Source organism: Cognaticolwellia aestuarii (genome assembly GCF_002000025.1).
Classification (GTDB): domain Bacteria; phylum Pseudomonadota; class Gammaproteobacteria; order Enterobacterales; family Alteromonadaceae; genus Cognaticolwellia; species Cognaticolwellia aestuarii.
Genome location: NZ_MUZV01000008.1, coordinates 115,644 through 133,475, shown reverse-complemented (window position 1 = coordinate 133,475; position 17,832 = coordinate 115,644). Strand labels below are relative to the sequence as shown.

The 17,832-nt window shown below is 39.2% G+C and carries 17 protein-coding genes; 1 reads left to right on the top strand and 16 read right to left on the bottom strand.

All coding sequences use genetic code 11. The features are described from left to right. The first annotated feature begins 233 nt into the window (after positions 1-233). Positions 234-596, top strand: a complete 363-nt coding sequence (locus B0169_RS13490; RefSeq protein ID WP_077286604.1) for a hypothetical protein — start codon at positions 234-236, stop codon at positions 594-596. Positions 597-859: 263 nt separating this feature from the next. On the opposite strand, the gene B0169_RS13485 is transcribed toward B0169_RS13490, so the two are convergent. From B0169_RS13485 to B0169_RS13410, 16 genes are all read right to left on the bottom strand, one after another. After that, positions 860-1,330 carry a hypothetical protein gene (locus B0169_RS13485; protein ID WP_077286602.1) on the bottom strand — a complete coding sequence of 157 codons (471 nt, stop codon included), beginning with the start codon at positions 1,328-1,330 and terminating at the stop codon, positions 860-862. A gap of 428 nt (positions 1,331-1,758) precedes the next feature. Continuing rightward, on the bottom strand, positions 1,759-2,163 hold the full coding sequence (locus tag B0169_RS13480) for a DUF1801 domain-containing protein (protein WP_077286600.1): 405 nt from the start codon (positions 2,161-2,163) through the stop codon (positions 1,759-1,761). A 58-nt stretch (positions 2,164-2,221) separates the two neighbouring features. Beyond that, positions 2,222-3,010: an alpha/beta hydrolase gene (locus tag B0169_RS13475; protein ID WP_077286598.1), complete on the bottom strand. Its 789-nt coding sequence runs from the start codon at positions 3,008-3,010 to the stop codon at positions 2,222-2,224. Positions 3,011-3,156: 146 nt separating this feature from the next. After that, complete coding sequence (locus tag B0169_RS13470) at positions 3,157-3,600, bottom strand: hypothetical protein (RefSeq protein ID WP_077286596.1); 444 nt, start codon at positions 3,598-3,600, stop codon at positions 3,157-3,159. Positions 3,601-3,681: 81 nt separating this feature from the next. Then, on the bottom strand, positions 3,682-4,026 hold the full coding sequence (locus B0169_RS13465; RefSeq protein WP_077286594.1) for a VOC family protein: 345 nt from the start codon (positions 4,024-4,026) through the stop codon (positions 3,682-3,684). Between the two features lie 233 nt (positions 4,027-4,259). After that, a complete protein-coding gene (locus B0169_RS13460) occupies positions 4,260-5,177 on the bottom strand; it encodes a haloalkane dehalogenase (RefSeq protein WP_077286592.1) in 918 nt (305 codons plus the stop codon). 141 nt (positions 5,178-5,318) lie between these two features. After that, positions 5,319-6,491, bottom strand: coding sequence for a vWA domain-containing protein (locus tag B0169_RS13455; RefSeq protein ID WP_077286590.1), 1,173 nt, complete (start codon positions 6,489-6,491; stop codon positions 5,319-5,321). A 7-nt stretch (positions 6,492-6,498) separates the two neighbouring features. After that, positions 6,499-7,332 (bottom strand): AAA family ATPase, encoded by an 834-nt coding sequence (locus tag B0169_RS13450; protein ID WP_077286588.1) that lies wholly within the window; start codon positions 7,330-7,332, stop codon positions 6,499-6,501. A gap of 54 nt (positions 7,333-7,386) precedes the next feature. Beyond that, positions 7,387-8,301 carry a DUF1295 domain-containing protein gene (locus tag B0169_RS13445; protein WP_077286586.1) on the bottom strand — a complete coding sequence of 305 codons (915 nt, stop codon included), beginning with the start codon at positions 8,299-8,301 and terminating at the stop codon, positions 7,387-7,389. 12 nt (positions 8,302-8,313) lie between these two features. Continuing rightward, a complete protein-coding gene (locus B0169_RS13440) occupies positions 8,314-10,428 on the bottom strand; it encodes a molybdopterin-dependent oxidoreductase (RefSeq protein WP_077286584.1) in 2,115 nt (704 codons plus the stop codon). A 245-nt stretch (positions 10,429-10,673) separates the two neighbouring features. After that, positions 10,674-11,672, bottom strand: a complete 999-nt coding sequence (locus tag B0169_RS13435; RefSeq protein WP_077286582.1) for an NADP-dependent oxidoreductase — start codon at positions 11,670-11,672, stop codon at positions 10,674-10,676. Positions 11,673-11,754: 82 nt separating this feature from the next. After that, positions 11,755-12,807 carry a patatin-like phospholipase family protein gene (locus tag B0169_RS13430; RefSeq protein WP_077286580.1) on the bottom strand — a complete coding sequence of 351 codons (1,053 nt, stop codon included), beginning with the start codon at positions 12,805-12,807 and terminating at the stop codon, positions 11,755-11,757. Between the two features lie 222 nt (positions 12,808-13,029). Further along, positions 13,030-14,685, bottom strand: coding sequence for an AMP-binding protein (locus B0169_RS13425; RefSeq protein WP_077286578.1), 1,656 nt, complete (start codon positions 14,683-14,685; stop codon positions 13,030-13,032). 141 nt (positions 14,686-14,826) lie between these two features. Next, positions 14,827-16,008 (bottom strand): acetyl-CoA C-acyltransferase, encoded by a 1,182-nt coding sequence (locus B0169_RS13420; RefSeq protein ID WP_077286576.1) that lies wholly within the window; start codon positions 16,006-16,008, stop codon positions 14,827-14,829. Between the two features lie 118 nt (positions 16,009-16,126). Beyond that, positions 16,127-17,047 (bottom strand): SDR family NAD(P)-dependent oxidoreductase, encoded by a 921-nt coding sequence (locus tag B0169_RS13415; RefSeq protein WP_077286574.1) that lies wholly within the window; start codon positions 17,045-17,047, stop codon positions 16,127-16,129. A gap of 60 nt (positions 17,048-17,107) precedes the next feature. Beyond that, complete coding sequence (locus B0169_RS13410; protein WP_077286572.1) at positions 17,108-17,569, bottom strand: MaoC family dehydratase; 462 nt, start codon at positions 17,567-17,569, stop codon at positions 17,108-17,110. Positions 17,570-17,832: the final 263 nt, after the last annotated feature.

Below are 17,832 nucleotides of genomic sequence, written 5' to 3'. Positions count from 1 at the left end.
CACTAACGTCTTTAGCTAAACGATTTAATTTCATAGTTCGCTTGTATTAGCTTGTATTGGAACGACTAATAAACAACCACAGATAGCGTTTAGGTGTTTGATGACTTACAACAGACACTTTGTTAATTTATTGATATTATTGTTAATAAATAGTTAAAAAGTTGGTTGTAATAGATAAAACAATTGTATAAGGTTTGACCACTTAAAATTATTCACTTATATAAGGAAATCACATGAAAGTAACAATTCTTACCGTATTTTTAACACTAACTGCTTTAGCGGGTTGTGGGTCAACAGCGGAAAAAAATCAAGAAAGCGCTGTGGCAGTCAATAACCAAAACCAAACGAGTACAGCCCAAAAGCTAACGGATAAACAGTTAGACGAGCTTGCGAAAAATACTAATTTTACGCCAGCAGAATTAAAAGCGGCTGCTAAAAAACTCGGTTATAAATGTACTTTTTTTGCTGTCACAGGCTCTCGCATCAAACAAAAACTATGCTCTACACAACAACAAAGAGATGTACGTGCTGAAGCGGCAAAACGCTACATACAAGATTTTTCAAGATCTAGCATGGCAGCACCAGTAAGCCGTTAAGCATTTTTACCTGTTACGCAGGCAAGCTTAGGCTAATAGACAACAAAAAAGATGCAAAAGCATCTTTTTTTCCTCTCTGACTCACCCGAAATAAAGCAATTACATTTATGCTCATCAGCAATAAAACCTAGCTGATTCAATCAGCACCTAAGTCATAAGCGATTAGTTACAAGCGCAATAGTTAACAACAAATTTCAGCCACTGTTAAATCAACTGTTTAATGGAAGTCTACATGGCCTTGACACTCAGAAAGTGTCGATACCTTATAATTTTATTTCGCTAACTTGAACCGGGGTTTTACCAATGATTCTATTAGTATGTTTACCTGTTCGCTGATGAATAGCTAAAAAATACTCTATTGGATACTTAAGTGATGCAAGTTGCTCTTTAGAAGCGAAAGTTGTTTTATCCAGTATGGTTGGTAATACCAAAGATATTTCACCTGCGGCTTTATTGAAGTTACAAGGTAACTCTCGACCAGAGGAAACCGAAAATGATGTCCCATCCAAAGCTAAAAACTGTACAGAGCAGTTGTATAAATCAGGCTGATTGTGATATTTAGCTATTTGGTAGTTAAATGATAAATCGAGTGTATGCTGACCTGCATTTAAATTATGAATTTCACTCACTTTAAAATTTGATATAGAGGCTTCTCCAGTTGCTAACTTCGAATAATCTGTTGATGCACAACCGAACAAAGTTAAAAAAGCAATTGAAGTTACAAGTTTTTTCATTTCATTTTCCTTAATGATAACTTTACACCTAGCGATGTAATAAAAGTATTATGTAAAAAATCGAGATACGAGAACAATAAACCACTGTTCATTCGCCCAATCTCTTTGTTATTTATACCATAATTAACTAGCTATTAACATTTATGGAATCATATTATCGCTAAAATAATTGCCTTTGTAGGCAGCAGGCAGCATTAACGGCTAAGGTCAATTAAAGTCAATTACAGTCAATAAAGATAAAAGGCTTAAATAAATAAACCTGATCTTAAAGCCCCTTTACTGTATCTACCGCTCAGTTTGTTACTTGTGATAACAGTTTTTATCGACAGCTCTCTGGAATTAAAAGAAACCCATGAGGTAAATCAACACCTAACACAGTGTACTACGTAAAAAGCCAACGGTAGCTTTTTGTACAATATTATCGCTATTTATGCGCCAAGTAAGTTCAAATGTTTTATTTTTTTATAACGTAGAGCCATTGAAATACAATGAGATAATTCTCTAACGGGTACCTGTTGTTTACAGTTAAATATAATGGCTCGATTACCCTCATAGGTAAACGTATCGCCGTAAACAATTTTAAACGTCTCAATCAACGATGTTTTACAGTTGAAATAAATACCGTATTGGTCTGCATCCTTGGGTTTCCAATCAAATCTAATAGCACTGCCTATTTTTGAAATATAGCTAGGTTCGCCCCATTTTAGGGTTTCTGATAGCTCAAAAATATTATCTTGCTCAGCCACGCTATAAATTAATTTACGTATATTAAAGAGTAAAATAGCAATATCTTCAGGATAACTTGCAAATTTTTCTTTTACACCCCTGTCCATTTAATACCTCATATTTTGAAAAACATCTGCTGGTATTGCCGACAAGTTGACAGGTTTATTATTTACCTGTTGCTTGTTGGTATTTATACAATCCTCGCAATGCATTATATAAACCAGCAGACAGGGTGAAACCATGCGCTGCAGTGTTAAATTCATCTAAATTGAGCATTAAATCCAGTGAACGATTTCTAACAATGCTATCTACAAATGCATCATATACTGCTCGCATTTCACCACTTTCATTACCGATATTAAGATATAAATAATTGCCCTTTGAAATACCTGAGCGCATATATTTTTTCACTTCATTTGCTGTTTCTCGTTCTCCCCACCATATCGCAGGACTAAACGCTAAGTGCGCTTGAAATAACTGAGGCCGTGAGTGAAAGGAATGAACAACAAGCAAACCAGCAATAGAATGTCCTGCAATAGTTTTATGATCAGTAGTTCGGTACTGACGAGCTATTCGTGGTATCAGCTCTATTTCGAGGTAGTCGAGAAACTTATCTGCTCCGCCACCTGCGCCAATGGGTCCTCTAAGATCCATATTTACGCTAGGGGCAAAATCTTTCAAGCGATCAGCTGACTCTATACCAACAACAATATGTTCATATGAGCCTGCTGATGCAGCCAAGCGAGCATTCATGCTCTGCACCAGTTGAGCATTTAGCTGACCATCTAAGACATAAATCACCGGGTAATGTTTTGTTTTGTCAGAGGCATACGAAGCTGGCAGTAATACTGTTATCTCCGGCTTTTCATTTAAAGCTTTCAAAACAGGTTCAACTGTTGAGGCATAACTTGCAAATGATAAAAATAATAATACATATAGTGCTAGTGTCTTCAAAGCCTAATTTCCTTGTTTAAGTGCCTTGTTTGAGTGCCAGTTAAACGATATAAAGTCCCGCAAAAAGGAAGTAATTCTTTGCTAAAGTATCAACAAAGTGAAGCGATACACTTTATTTTTCATTTGTCGTGTTTGTTCGTTACACTTCAGCTCAATACTTTAATTTGCTTGACTGATTTAACTCTGATGTGAGTTTGAAAATAATATTTATCAGTTCTTTTACCATTAGAAAAAAACCAGATTTTCGTTTGTTTTGCTTCACCAGTAACTGCAATATTTTTATTAATAAAAAAGGACTCAGGAGAGGTGCCATACTTCTTGATGAACTCAGCGATTGTTTTAGGATGAAGTGCAACCGTTATATTTCTTCTATCTCTGTAATCTAACTCAGTATTTAAGTAAACTACTTTTCTTTTTATTCCAGAAGCTTTTATTGAAAACTGAAAAGTACCGTTGACACCTTTTGGGGCATTTACGGCTGTTTGTTCAATTAATTGCATAACATCAGTTGATGCTGGCTCTGCCGTGATGTCTGGCGTCATGGTACATGCAGACAAAACTAACATTGATACTAATAAAAAATATTTCATTGAAATAACATCCTTGTTTTAAAGCTTATAGCTTAAATAATCGGCATGAATGCCGGCTTGTATTACGCTCATTTTCATTTTTTAACAGCCAAGCTGGGTAATATGTAACAACTCTCCAGAAGGTCCCCAAATATAGAATACTTTGCCCCAATGCTCAGTTTTGATACCCGTGATCTTCTGCTTATGCCGAGCTGAATTTGCACTTTGATAAGCTAAATCAATATTCAATACACATATTTGCAGCATTAAGTTTTCAGCAAATTCCTGGTTGTAATGCCGTTGTAAGAAAAATGTACATTGACCATTTGCAAAAATTGAAAGATCATCAGAAACATAATCACTGACAAAACCTAAGTCAGTATAGAATTCGGCTGAAATTTCGAAATTCTTGCTTGGAATAAACACGCTAATATTGTCAACTATCAAACATCCTCCATAAGAGCTAACAATCTAGTCGTGCTCAAGTCACAAGTTTTGCTAATTAACCTATTTTTAACAAATTAGTTAACACATTACTACTAAAGGCGTTTATTTAATTGACCTTTATGGAGGTAAATAATGATCAAAGAGGTCCGGTTAATTATCTCTTTGACACTGCGGCTATTGTAGTTAACCTGAACTCTGGATAAGCAGCACTCATTATCCAGAGTTCAGATTAGTTAATTAGTGGCGCCATTATCGGCAATAAATTTAACCACCACATCAGCAAGCGCCTCGCCTTGATCTTCTTGCAAAAAGTGACCGCCATTGATAATGGTGGTGTGATGTTGCCCTTTTGTACCTGGTATCAGTTTTTGCATCAGCTTATCACCACCAGCGGTGATCGGGTCTGAGTCACTAAAAGCGGTTAAAAATGGTTTTTGCCATTGCGACAATACTTTCCAAGCCGCACGGTTTTTGTCTGAGGCAGGATCATCAGGGGTTATCGGCACTAATAATGGAAATTGTCGAGCACCCTCTTTATATTTTTCTTCTGGAAACGGAGCATTATAAGCCGCAATTACCGCAGCAGAAAGTTCGGTTGTTGTGGCTTGATTAATAATGTTTCCGGTTGGAAATTCAGCGACTTCTTGTGAGAAAGTTTGCCACTTTATAAAGGCATCACCCGGCTTATGATCGCCTGTAGGTAACATAGTATTAGCTGCCACTATGCGGTCAAAGCGCGCAGGGTTTTCGGCGGCTAAGCGTAAGCCAATTAAACCTCCCCAATCTTGACAGACTAAAGTTATATCGCTTAACGCTAACTGCAGTAACCATGAGGTTATCCAGTCAACATGGCGTTGGTATGTATAGTCACTGCGTTTAGTCGGTTTATCAGAGCGGCCAAAACCAACTAAATCAGGAGCAATAACGCGATGACCGGCTTGCACTAATATGGGGATCATTTTACGATACAAAAAACTCCAAGTGGGTTCGCCGTGTAATAATAATATTGGCGCTGCATCTTTTGGTCCCTCATCGAGATAGTGAACTCTTAACTGTCCACCTTCCCCATCATCAACACTGAGATAGTTAGGCGAAAAATTGTAGTCTGGCAAATTCTCAAAACAGCTATCATCTGTACGTAAATATTCCATCATTACTCTCTCTATTTTTATTATTGTCTATGCTTACCACTCACTGAGTAGCTGCCGAAACTTATAGCTAAGATTGCCATTAAAATAATAACTAAAGCCCAGTGCATACTTTTTAGCTATAGCTCACCAGTAATGGGGTAACTAGCTGATTTCTTTTATCGCGCGCCCAATACCATCAACCGTTAGCGGAAACATTCTATCGTTAACTATCTGCTGTATAACAGATATCGAGTGATGATAAGGCCAATGTGTTTCGGGTTGAGGGTTTAACCACGCTACTTTATTGAAATGAGATAAAAGGCGGTTCATATATGCTATGCCCGGCTTTTCATTCCAGTGTTCAACACTACCGCCACGCGCCATAATCTCGTATGGTCCCATCGTGGCATCACCAACAAAAATCACTTTGTAATCGCTGCCAAATGTTCTTATAACTTCTTCAAGATCAATGGTTTCTTGATAACGACGTTGATTATCTTGCCAAACTTTATCGTACAGACAGTTATGAAAATAAAAAAACTTTAAGTGCTTAAATTCGCTGTGCGCGGCAGAAAACAATTCTTCACAGGTATGAATATATTCATCCATTGAACCGCCAATATCAAAAAACATCAGCACTTTAACGGCATTATGGCGCTCAGGCTCCATATGAACATCAAGCAAGCCACCGTTTTGTGCGGTAGAGCGAATAGTCGTATTAATATCAAGCCTTTCACTGGCGCCGGTACGGGCAAATTTACGCAATTTTTTTAGTGCTAATTTGATATTTCGGGTGCCTAATTCACGGTCTTGATCAAAGTTTTTAAACTCTCGTTTGTCCCAAACCTTCACCGCACTATTATTACGGTTTTTGTCTTGACCAACACGAATGCCTTCCGGATTATAACCATAAGCACCAAATGGCGAAGTGCCTCCAGTGCCTACCCATTTACTACCACCTGCATGACGTTTTTTTTGTTCTTCAAGCCGTTCTTTTAACGTTTTCATTAAAGCTTCAAGACCACCTAAGGCTTTAAGCTGTGTTTTTTCTTCTGGCGATAAATTTTTCTCAAACTCTTTTCTTAACCAATCTTCTGGCAGAATTTGATCAAAAATATCTATACTTTCAATGCCTTTAAAATATTCAGCAAAGGCATTGTCGTACTTGTCATAATGAATTTCATCTTTAACCATGACAATTTTGGCTAAATTATAAAACTCTTCAACATTGGCAAATACCACGCCTTTTTTTAATAGCGCGATAAGATCGAGTAGTTCACGCAAGCTACAAGGAACTTTGTGTTTTTTTAGCGTGAGAAAAAAGTCGATAAACACTGTTATATCACCCGTTTCGTCTGCTCATAAAAGCTAATTTTTCCAGCAAAGATACATCTTGCTCATTTTTCAGTAAGGCGCCAAATAAAGGAATGATGTCTGATTTTTTATTCAATAATACATCTTGTGCAAGATCATCGGAAATCAGCAATTTTAACCAATCAATTAACTCGGAAGTTGACGGCTTTTTCTTGATGCCATTGACTTCTCTTAAGTCAAAAAATACCTCTAAGGTTTGCTTTAATAAGTCTTGCTTAACGTTAGGGTGGTGAACATCAATAATTTTTGCCATTTCAGCTTTGGTTGGAAACTTAATGTAATGGAAAAAACAACGTCTTAAAAAAGCATCGGGTAATTCTTTTTCATTGTTCGAGGTAATGATAATAATAGGTCGTTGTTTAGCTTTAACGACTTGTTGAGTTTCATAAACAAAAAACTCCATTTTATCCAATTCTTGCAATAAATCGTTTGGAAATTCGATATCGGCTTTGTCAATTTCATCAATCAATAAAATCGGTCGTTGCTCTTCTTCAAAAGCCTGCCATAACTTACCTTTAACAATATAATTTGAAATATCATGAACACGCTCGTCGCCTAATTGACTATCACGTAATCGAGATACTGCATCATATTCGTATAAGCCTTGCTGTGCTTTAGTGGTTGATTTGATATGCCATTGATACAATTTACAATTAAGCGATTTAGCGAGCTCTTCAGCCAACTGAGTTTTACCTGTACCCGGCTCACCTTTGATCAACAATGGTTTTTCTAATGCTATCGCGGCATTTACCGCCATTGTAAGGTCATTAGATGCAATATAATTATCTGTACTTTTAAACATGGATTACCCTATTAAATTTGTTACGTTTTATTGATTACGCTTTACTTGTCTTCACTATGACTTGCTTGGCCCAGGGAAGAATATATTCGTGGTTTGCTGATAAGTTTTATATTCTGGTCGTTTCTGCACAGAATAAAACTCAGACGGTACCGCTCCGGTGTAAGTCACTAAGGTGGTGTACATCATTTTTGAGGCCAGTAAAACACCGATACCTAACAATGCCCAAATGATCAATGACTCTTGTTGATAAAGCAATAGCCAAGAAGGTATAGCGGCGATCACTAAAGCATTCCATACCATCCACTCGGCAAAGTAATTAGGATGGCGGCTATATTTCCATAAACCAACATTGCACACTTTATTTCGTTCGCCGAGCTTTTTCATGCTACGCAAAAATTTCAGCTTTTGCATATCGGCGACGGTTTCCATGCCAAACGCGCCAAACCAGACAACGATGGCGATTATCTCGAATATTGAGATATTTCCCTCTGGATTCGTCGCAATGACAAAAGCAGGCATCGCTAGAAATGACGCATTCGCTAAACCTTGTAAAATGGCTTCAACTTGCATCGCTAACGCCGTATTGGTTTTGCCCGCTTTGTGCCAACGACGTTTTTGATATTCATAACGTGGTAATTCTGTTTTTAAATGGCCTAATTTCCATAATTTTAACGCGCCAAATCCCATGCGACTTCCGGCAAAAATGTAAGCGATACTGACCACAGCAACACGTATGCTGTTACCTTCGCCATAAAGCCAGGTTAGTATGCCAATCAGTGTTAATCCCCAGGGCCAACCAATATCAACGTATGACATACGCCCTGTACGCCACGTTGGTAGGCATACCACGAAGGTAAATAACACCAGTTGTAATGTACCGTTAATAAAGCCAATAACGGCTAAACTCTCAGTAAAAAAAAGCAGTAACCAACCGGCAATAAATAAAAATAATGGTGAAAAATATTTCATCTTACGGCCCTTTTAAGCGACTTTTATTGCCACAGGTGTGCCGTTAAAAGCGGCATTACCGGTTAGCGCACAAATACGATCAGCATGGGTTAAATCATTAATACTAACCCCCGGTTGCGTCGCCGCTATGGTCATTTTTGTGTCTTTTTGGTTATGCCCCCAACCTTGCGGCATAGTAACAACGCCCTGCTGTATTTCATCACTGACCAATGCCGGTATTGCTATTTCACCATTACTTGAACTGACCGTTAACAACTGGCCATTACTGATACCTAATCTTTGTGCATCTTGCGTGTTAACCTCTAAAGTGCATGGGTTTTTGCCCTTAACCAGGCGCGCAGAGTTTTGTGTCCACGTATTATGACTTTTTACTAAACGGCGACCAATAAGCTCAAACGGATATTGCTCATCATGTGTAGGTTTGGTCATAACCTCATCTAGCCTTGGTAAATCATCAAGATAAATTGATGGAAATAAGTTAATTTTACCATTTTCAGTTTTAATACGCGCTTTTAAGCATGGCTTTAATGGCCCTAAATCAAGACCATGTGGGTTATCAATTAACTTTTGTAAGCTCATACCTTGCTCGCCGTATGGACCTTTTTGTAATGCCATATCAAGGATGATTTCTGGCGTTATTTTTAAAGATTCATGATCAAGTGGAATGCCTGCCATACGTGCTGATAACTCAGCCAATATTTGCCAATCACTGCGTTGAGACACTGACTTTTCAAAAAGTGGCGGTGAGTATTTAACGGTATTGCGTACCGAAAATGAATTAAAGAAAATATCAAAATGTGAGTTTTCGACACCCGTGGTGCCAGGGAGTATGATATTGGCGTGTTTAGTGGTTTCATTTAAATAAATATCCACCGACACCATATAATCTAAACTATCGAATGCATCTGCAAGCTTATCGCCACCCGGCGCGGAAAGCACAGGATTACCGGCAATGGTGATCAGGCTTTTTATTTGCCCTTCTCCCGGCGTTAAAATTTCTTCACCGAGGGTTGCAACGGGAAATTCACCGTTAAAAAATGGTAACTTACGCACCCGTGATTGATATTGGCCAAAGGTACTTTTATGACCTTTTTTATGATTTCTTATCATGTCGAAAGCGGGTTGTGGAAACATCGCGCCACCTGCGCGGTCAAAGTTACCGGTGACAATATTCAGTACATTAGTTAACCACTGACACAAGCCGCCAAAGCTTTGTGTTGATGCCCCCATACGGCTGTAACAAACCGCAGACTCAGCAGCCATCATGTCGTTGGCAAGGGTTCGAATAGTATCGGCGTCAATACCAACAAATTCAGCCACTTTTTCTGGACTATAGTTTTTTGCTACCGCTTTAACATCATCAAGGCCTTCAATCATGTCGGCTAAATGACGTAAATTAACCTTTTTACTAGCAAAAATACAATGAATGATGGCGAACAATAACAAAGCATCTTTTTCTGGTCGGATAAATAAATGTTGGTCGGCCACTTTCGCTGTTTTAGTACGACGAGGGTCAACCACAACTATTTTACCGCCACGTTTTTGAATAGCTTTCATACGGCCAATCACATTAGGAGCCGTCATCATACTGCCATTAGATACCACCGGATTACCGCCAATAATAAGCATAAAGTCAGTGCGGTCAATGTCAGGCACAGGAATAAGCATACCTGCACCTAACATAAAGTTAGATGCAACATGATGCGGCATTTGATCCGCCGAAGCTGAGCTATAACGATTAATAGTCCCTATAGATTTAATAAAAGGTTTTAAGAACAAGCCGTTACCAAGACTATGGGCATTAGGGTTGCCTAAGTATATCGCCAGTGCATTTTTACCATGAGCTTGTTGAATGGCGGTGAACTTTTGCGTTATTTCGCTAAAAGCCTCATCCCATGATATATCTTCCCAGCCCGTCGCTGTACGTCTTATCGGGGTTTTTAAACGATCTTTGTCTTGATAAAAATCGGCTAAAGCTGTTGCTTTCGGGCAATTATAGCCTTTACTAAAAGGGTCTTTTTGATCGCCTTTAATCGACAGAATTTCTTTGTCTTTATACTTAATTTCCAAGCCACACATGGCTTCACAAATATTACAGTTTCGATAATGTGTTTTAATGTCGGTCATTGTTAATACCTATGCTGAATAATACGCTGTTGCCACTTTACACAAGCAACAGCGTTTAAAGGTGAGTTTGTAAACTAAGCTAATTTACTGGCATTAAAGCCTTATCTATTATCGACAAAAAGTTATCAATAAACAGACTAGCAAGGTGAAACAGCATAGAGGTGCCAAATCACATATCAGGTTAATGCTATCGTTATGTTAACTATCGCTTCTTGTTATTAGCTTACGTTGTCAGATGCGAGCCACTATAGCTTCACAATTAACTTGCCTTTATTCTGGCCAGTAAAAAATAAGTTCAAGCCTGTCATGGCAGACTCAAGACCATTAAGCACATGAGCACGATGTTTAATTTGTCCTTTCATCACGTAAGGTGTTAATTTTGCTAACAAAGCAGGTACTTCGCCAAAATGATCTGGCATAGTAAAACCTTGTATAGTTAGACGCTTTTTAATGATAGGGATCCAGTTAGGTGCTAGATCAGGCTCTGCTTTTGGGTAGTCTGCAATCAATCCACATACCGCGATTCGACCATGTGCATTCATTCTAGCAAAAACATGATGTTGTATTGGACCACCCGTGTTTTCAAAGTAAACATCAATACCGTTTGGTGTTAACTCCGTGAGTTTTTCTGCTAAATCATGTTTTTTGTAATTAACCGCGCCATCAAAACCCAACTCATTGACGATCCAATCCGCTTTTTCATCACTACCTACAACACCTATCACTGTTAAGCCGTCTGCTTTAGCTAATTGACCAACAATTGAACCCACAGAGCCTGCGGCACCAGAAACCACAATGGTTTCCCCTTTTTGTGGCTTACCAATGCTGTAAAGCCCTTGCGTTGCCGTTAAGCCCGGCAAAGCAAATACCGACAATATGGCTTCATCGGGCAACGGTGCTGTCACTTTATTTAAACCAACGCCGTCACTCAAAAGATACTCTTGCCAGCCCATCATGCCCATAACGCGCTCACCAACTTGAAAATCTGGATGTTTACTTTCAACAATTTCACCAACGCCAGAAGAACGCATTACCGTGCCTAATTCAACCGGTGGAATATAGCTTTCAGTGTCTGGGCTCATCCAACCGAACATGGCTGGATCGAGAGACATATGATTTTGCTTAACTAAAAACTGACCTTCGCCAACACTCGGCATTTGTTTGCTGACAACTTCAAATAATTCAGGGCCAACAGGACCAGCACCTGGACGAGCGATTAAGTTTATTGCAGTGTAAGTAGTCATATGTTTATTCCCTTTTTTGTTTCTGTTGTTAATTTTTTTATTATTAGTGTTTAATGTTGTTTTAACTTATCAATAAAGCGCGTTAGGCAACTAACTGGCTAATAGGCTTTATTTGCTTAATATCTTGTGTTTGATGGAAGCTTTTAAACGCTGCTGCCAGTTTTTCACTTTCCAAAAATACCTGCTGCCAATATTGCAAACGCTGCTGTGGATCTAGGGTAACAAAATCCTTACGATCAGGAATTTTTCCGTATGGGAGCGCATCAATAAAGGCTTGTGATGGACAAACTAATACCGTTTTATCGTAATGTTCAGCACGAACATTTCTTGACAGCTTTTTGTCAAACCAACCTGCTTTTAACGTTGAACTAAAGTGCGGATAAAGGGTTAAGCCATCAAGTGCTAAATCAAAATGATAGTCAATGATGCCGCCATCTCGGTACATGCCAGGTCCACAGTCAGCAATATCTTGAATACCCTGCATCACCATAGGAATAGCACCCGAGGCAAGTAAAGCATCTTTAATATTATTTTCACTAAACGCTAAACGCGTGGTGGAAATATTATCGGGGTCATGCAGCTGTAGCTCGCTATCTTGATGCTGAAAAACATAACGTTCATACTGACTTTTAATCAATGAACGTTTTGCGCCATTGCGCAATAAGCTTGATAACAGCCCTAAGCCCAATAGCAATTTATTTTCTGAGGCAACTAAGCCTCGACATTTGGCGACAACAAAGTGTGCTTTGAAAATTTTATTATTAATAATTTCTTCAGCGCCAGACTCGCCAAATAATATATCTAATAATTCTCGTGCTTTATGGGTAATTTCAGCGGCGTTAGCTTTACTTGAATAAACCGTTTCACTGTAGTTTTTCGCTAATCGTTCAATGGCTGCCACAGGATCTTGTTGTGCAAAACAAGCCATTCTAAAAGCGCCTGCGCTCGAGCCAATTAAGTTTAATGGTTGCTGTTGGTGCTGAAAAAAATCACCAAAAAAATACTTATCTAATCCGTATAAAACAAACCATTTAGGCCCTCCACTAGCACCTAAAAAGTTACTGAAAATTTCAGGGCTAAAGCCCTTTTCTTTAATCGTTTTTAAAGCCGTTTCACCAGCATAAATTTCTAACATATATACCCATAACACCCAGCGGTGCCAATTTCAGAGCGCCTGAGCCAATGGTACTCAACACGCATTTTTATTAATGATATTGCCTTCAAATAGGTGTAACAATGAACATGGTTTACGCAGCTGCCCCTTCCATCTTGCAGTGGCATGGATATAAATCAACCTCAGTTTTACGATAGATTAATCACGGGTATTGATCATACCCATGATTAATCTAATGCTTTATTAACGCAGTTCTTTGCGCAGTACTTTACCAACATTGGTTTTTGGTAACTCATCTAAAAACACCACTACTTTCGGGCGTTTGTAGTTCGTCAACAACTCAGTACAGTGTTCAATAACATCGCGTTCGGTTAAGTTAGAGTCTTTGCGCACAACAAATACTTTCACCATTTCACCTGTGGCATCACTTGGCGCTGCAACAGCTGCGGCCTCTAATATGCCAGGATGAGTAACCAATACTTCTTCAATTTCATTCGGGAAGACATTAAAACCCGAAACGATAATCATGTCTTTTTTACGATCCACAATAGTAAAAAAGCCATTTTCATCCATAGTGGCTATATCACCGGTCGCTAACCAACCGTCTTTTAGCACCTCATCGGTAGCATCTTGACGATTATGATAACCTTTCATCACCTGTGGACCTTTAACCCACATTTCGCCCGGTTGACCAATTTCAACTTCTTCACCATTATCACCGGTTAAACGGACATCAGTAGAAGGTGCTGGTATCCCAATCGTGCCATTGTAACTTTCTTGATCGTAAGGGCTCATGGTCACCAAGGGCGAACATTCCGTTAAACCATAACCTTCGAGCAAACGCGTACCCGTCACTTTTTCCCAAAGCTCAGCAACTGGACGCTGTACAGCCATACCGCCAGCAAAACCTAATTTTAAAGTGCTAAAATCAAGTTTTTCGAAACCTGGCGTATGCAATAAACCATTAAATAAGGTGTTAACGCCTGTAATTGCGGTAAAAGGGTATTTATCTAATTCTTTAACGAAGCCAACCATGTCTCTTGGGTTAGTAATTAACAAGTTCGCACCACCAAAAGGAATAAAACACAGGCAATTAGAGGTTAAGGCGAAAATATGGTAAAGCGGTAAGGCTGTTACCATCATTTCTTTACCAATTTCGTAAACATTTTTAGTGGAAGCATTCGATTGTTCAACATTAGCAATCAAATTTCGGTGCGTTAACATTGCCCCTTTTGAAGGACCCGTTGTGCCTCCCGTGTATTGTAAGAACGCTAAGTCTTCGCCTTGAATGCTAACAGGTGTAAAACTCAGTTTTGCGCCTTTAGCCATGGCATTATTAAATTTAACTGCGCCTGGTAAGTTATATGCAGGCACCTGTTTTTTAACGTACTTAAGAACAAAGTTTACAACTGCACCTTTAATTGTACTTAAACGGTCACCGACACTGGTGAGAATAACTTGCTCAACATCGGTTTTATCAATAACGGTCTCAAGCACATTAGCAAAGTTTTCAAGGATCAAAATAGATTTTGCACCTGAGTCTTTTAATTGATGCTGTAATTCACGAGGAGTATAAAGTGGATTAACATTGACCACCGTTAAACCAGCAATTAGCGCACCAAATAATGCAATAGGATATTGCAAAAGATTAGGGATCATAATGGCAAATTTATCACCTTTTACTAAGCCCAAATCGTGCTGTAAGTACGCAGCGAAGTCAGCCGCTTGCTGACCAAGTTCTTGATACGTAATACTGCTATCCATATTAATGAATGCGACATTATCCTTGTATAACTTGGTATATTTTAAAAACAAATCCGCAATAGAGTTATATTTGTCTGGATTTATTTCAAACTCAACACCTGCAGGATAACTTTTCTCAAGCCAAATTTTTTCCATTGTTTTATCTCCCCCAATCACTAATATTTACTGTCATTAGTGCTATTGTTATTATTGTTAATGTTGTTGCTGGTATGGTTAGTTGTAGTCTTGTTCATATCATGCAGTAACACTGCTACTGTACATGTTACTGCTTGATTACTAAAGTACTTCAAATAATCCTGCAGCGCCTTGACCACCGCCAATACACATGCTGATCACCACATATTTAACACCACGACGCTTACCTTCGATAAGTGCATGCATGACCATGCGTGTGCCACTCATACCATACGGGTGACCAATAGAAATTGCACCACCATTTACATTTAATTTTTCTTCTGGAATGCCTAACTTTTCTGCACAATAAAGTACCTGTACGGCAAATGCCTCATTAATCTCCCATAAACCGATGTCATCCATGGTTAAACCATTACGCTCGAGTAGCTTTGGAATGGCGTAAATAGGGCCAATGCCCATTTCATCAGGTTCACAACCTGCAACCACTAAACCACGATAAGCACCTAAAGGGGTTAATCCACGTGCTTGCGCTAACTCACGCTCCATCACAACAACTGCGGCAGCACCGTCTGATAACTGTGAAGCATTGCCACCAGTAATTGAGCCATTATCTTTTACGGCTTTTAACGCTGACAAGCCTTCAATATTGGTTGATGGTCGGTTGCCTTCATCTTTACTTAATGTAACTTCTTCTTTGCTGATATCTCCCGTTGTTTTGTCCATAACTAACTTAGTACAAGAAACCGGCACAATTTCATCATCAAACTTACCTTCTGCTTGTGCTTGCGCAGTACGTTGCTGTGATTTCAGCGCGTATGCATCCTGTTCTGCTCGTGAAATTTCATAGCGATTAGCGACAATTTCAGCAGTATCTAACATCGGCATATAAATAGCTGGTCGATAAGCTTTAACACTGGGGTCAACCGCGCGATGCATATTCATTTTGTCGTTTTGCACTAAGCTAATTGAGTCACAACCACCGGCAATAACAACATTAGCGCCATCGCAAACAATATGATTGGCCGCTGTTGCTATTGACATTAACCCCGATGAACATTGACGGTCGATGGTCATGCCAGCAACCGATACAGGTAATTGTGCAGCCATAGCAACTTGACGGCCAAAGTTCATGCCTTGGTTGCCTTGAGTTAATGCCGCGCCGAAAATACAGTCATCAATTTCATTAGGGTCAATACCCGCTCTTTCTACGGCTGCTTTGACAGCTACTGCGGCTAATGTTGGCGCAGATAAATCGTTAAATGCTCCACGATAAGCTTTACCTATCGGGGTACGTGCTGCTGATACTATGACTGCTTCTCTCATGATATTTCCTGTCTGTAATATTTAAATTTTTAGTTTTATTATCTAAGCATTGTCAGTTAAAGCGGCTTATTATTGCCCGATAACTGTGGCGGTAAGTCGTGCTACAAAAGCTAAACGCTTATTGCTGCTGTGACTTCATAAATGCCATCGCTTTCATGACAAATTTTTCACCTTGTTTAGCACCCGACGCTAGCGATGCTTGATTTTCTTGGTCAGTTAACTCATGCCAATTTTCTCGTACCGCTTCTGGGCTTTGCGAGTTTTGTGGTAAAAAACAACCTTGTGTTTCAAAAATACTCGCACTTGAGTAACCACCTGCACCGGCACATAAAATAAAGCGATTAGGCGCATTTTCATCACATAAGGTCAGCATACCGGCGGTAACAGCTTCGGGGGCGAACGCTTTAACAATTTCTTCTGGCATTAAGTCTTCGGTCATGCGCGTGCCGGCTGTTGGCGCTAAGGCATTAACCAGAATATTATTCTTAGCGCCCTCAAGTACTAACGTATTCATCAGGCCTAACACCGCCATTTTTGCCGCGCCGTAGTTTGATTGGCCAAAATTACCGTACATGCCACTCGATGATGTCGTCATAACAATACGGCCATAATTTTGCTCACGCATAATTTCCCATACCGCTTTAGTACAATTAACAGTGCCCATAACATGCACATCCATGACCAGTTTAAAGTCATCTAAAGTCATTTTAGAAAAAGATTTATCACGTAAAATACCGGCATTATTAATAAGAATATCGACGCGGCCCCATTTTTCCATGGTCTGATTAACCATGTCTTGCACTTCATCGAAGTTAGCTACATTAGCGCCATGGCTAATAGCTTCGCCGCCATGTTCTTCAATTAAACGCACAACTTCTTGCGAGGCTTCTGATGAAGCGCCACTACCATCACGGGCACCGCCTAAATCATTGACAACAACTTTAGCGCCTCGTTTTGCTAATTCTAAAGCGTGCGAACGTCCTAAACCGTTACCAGCACCTGTTACTATGGCTACTTTACCTTGAAAACTAATGGTCATACTTTTTCCTTAAAATCTTTAAAAAACTTAATATTTAAAATCGCGCAAGCAACCATCAGGTTACTTAACCATTTGTACTGAAATCCACTCTGCAACAAGTGCAGGTGTATCACAGCCTTCAATTTCAATGGTCACTTCAGTTGATAAACGATACTGTCCGGGCTTTTTCTCTTCAATAGCAAGCGTTTTAGCATGAGCACGCACTCGGCTATTAACCGTGACGGGTTGTAAAAAACGCACTTTATCAAAACCGGCGTTTAGCCCCATGTAGAATCCGTCGATAATGACACTAAACTCTTCGGCAAAATGCGACAACATTGATAACGATAAAAAGCCGTGCGCAATCGTAGCGCCAAACGGTGTGGCTTTTGCTTTTTCTTCATCAACATGAATAAATTGATGATCAAGGGTACAGTCAGCGAATTGGTTAATTTGCGTTTGGGTAATTTGATGCCACTGAGTTGGCGCTGCTTGATTGCCAATAAATTTGGCAATCTCATCTCTATTAATTACTGTCGGCATTCTATTTTCCTTTGGTACGTTAACGTTACCAGCTATGAATGAATTTTAAGCGATAACTCATGCTAATCGCGACAGTAAAATTAAACAAATGAATAGTTTTCATACCTCGATATTTATTGTACGAATAGTTAAGAAAAAGGTGTGTTCTAATGACAATAGAAAGAGTCTATTGATATATAACAAAAAAAGCATTACCGACAAGGCGGTAATGCTTTAAAATTGACATTGAAGTTACACCAATTATTGCATTGAGCAATAAAGGC

Coding starts and splice junctions, on each gene's coding strand:
- B0169_RS13490 (WP_077286604.1), top strand. CDS start 234: ATGAAAGTAACAATTCTTACCGTATTTTTAACACTAACTGCTTTAGCG.
- B0169_RS13485 (WP_077286602.1), bottom strand. CDS start 1,330: ATGAAAAAACTTGTAACTTCAATTGCTTTTTTAACTTTGTTCGGTTGT.
- B0169_RS13480 (WP_077286600.1), bottom strand. CDS start 2,163: ATGGACAGGGGTGTAAAAGAAAAATTTGCAAGTTATCCTGAAGATATT.
- B0169_RS13470 (WP_077286596.1), bottom strand. CDS start 3,600: ATGAAATATTTTTTATTAGTATCAATGTTAGTTTTGTCTGCATGTACC.
- B0169_RS13460 (WP_077286592.1), bottom strand. CDS start 5,177: ATGGAATATTTACGTACAGATGATAGCTGTTTTGAGAATTTGCCAGAC.
- B0169_RS13450 (WP_077286588.1), bottom strand. CDS start 7,332: ATGTTTAAAAGTACAGATAATTATATTGCATCTAATGACCTTACAATG.
- B0169_RS13445 (WP_077286586.1), bottom strand. CDS start 8,301: ATGAAATATTTTTCACCATTATTTTTATTTATTGCCGGTTGGTTACTG.
- B0169_RS13440 (WP_077286584.1), bottom strand. CDS start 10,428: ATGACCGACATTAAAACACATTATCGAAACTGTAATATTTGTGAAGCC.
- B0169_RS13435 (WP_077286582.1), bottom strand. CDS start 11,672: ATGACTACTTACACTGCAATAAACTTAATCGCTCGTCCAGGTGCTGGT.
- B0169_RS13430 (WP_077286580.1), bottom strand. CDS start 12,807: ATGTTAGAAATTTATGCTGGTGAAACGGCTTTAAAAACGATTAAAGAA.
- B0169_RS13425 (WP_077286578.1), bottom strand. CDS start 14,685: ATGGAAAAAATTTGGCTTGAGAAAAGTTATCCTGCAGGTGTTGAGTTT.
- B0169_RS13420 (WP_077286576.1), bottom strand. CDS start 16,008: ATGAGAGAAGCAGTCATAGTATCAGCAGCACGTACCCCGATAGGTAAA.
- B0169_RS13415 (WP_077286574.1), bottom strand. CDS start 17,047: ATGACCATTAGTTTTCAAGGTAAAGTAGCCATAGTAACAGGTGCTGGT.
- B0169_RS13410 (WP_077286572.1), bottom strand. CDS start 17,569: ATGCCGACAGTAATTAATAGAGATGAGATTGCCAAATTTATTGGCAAT.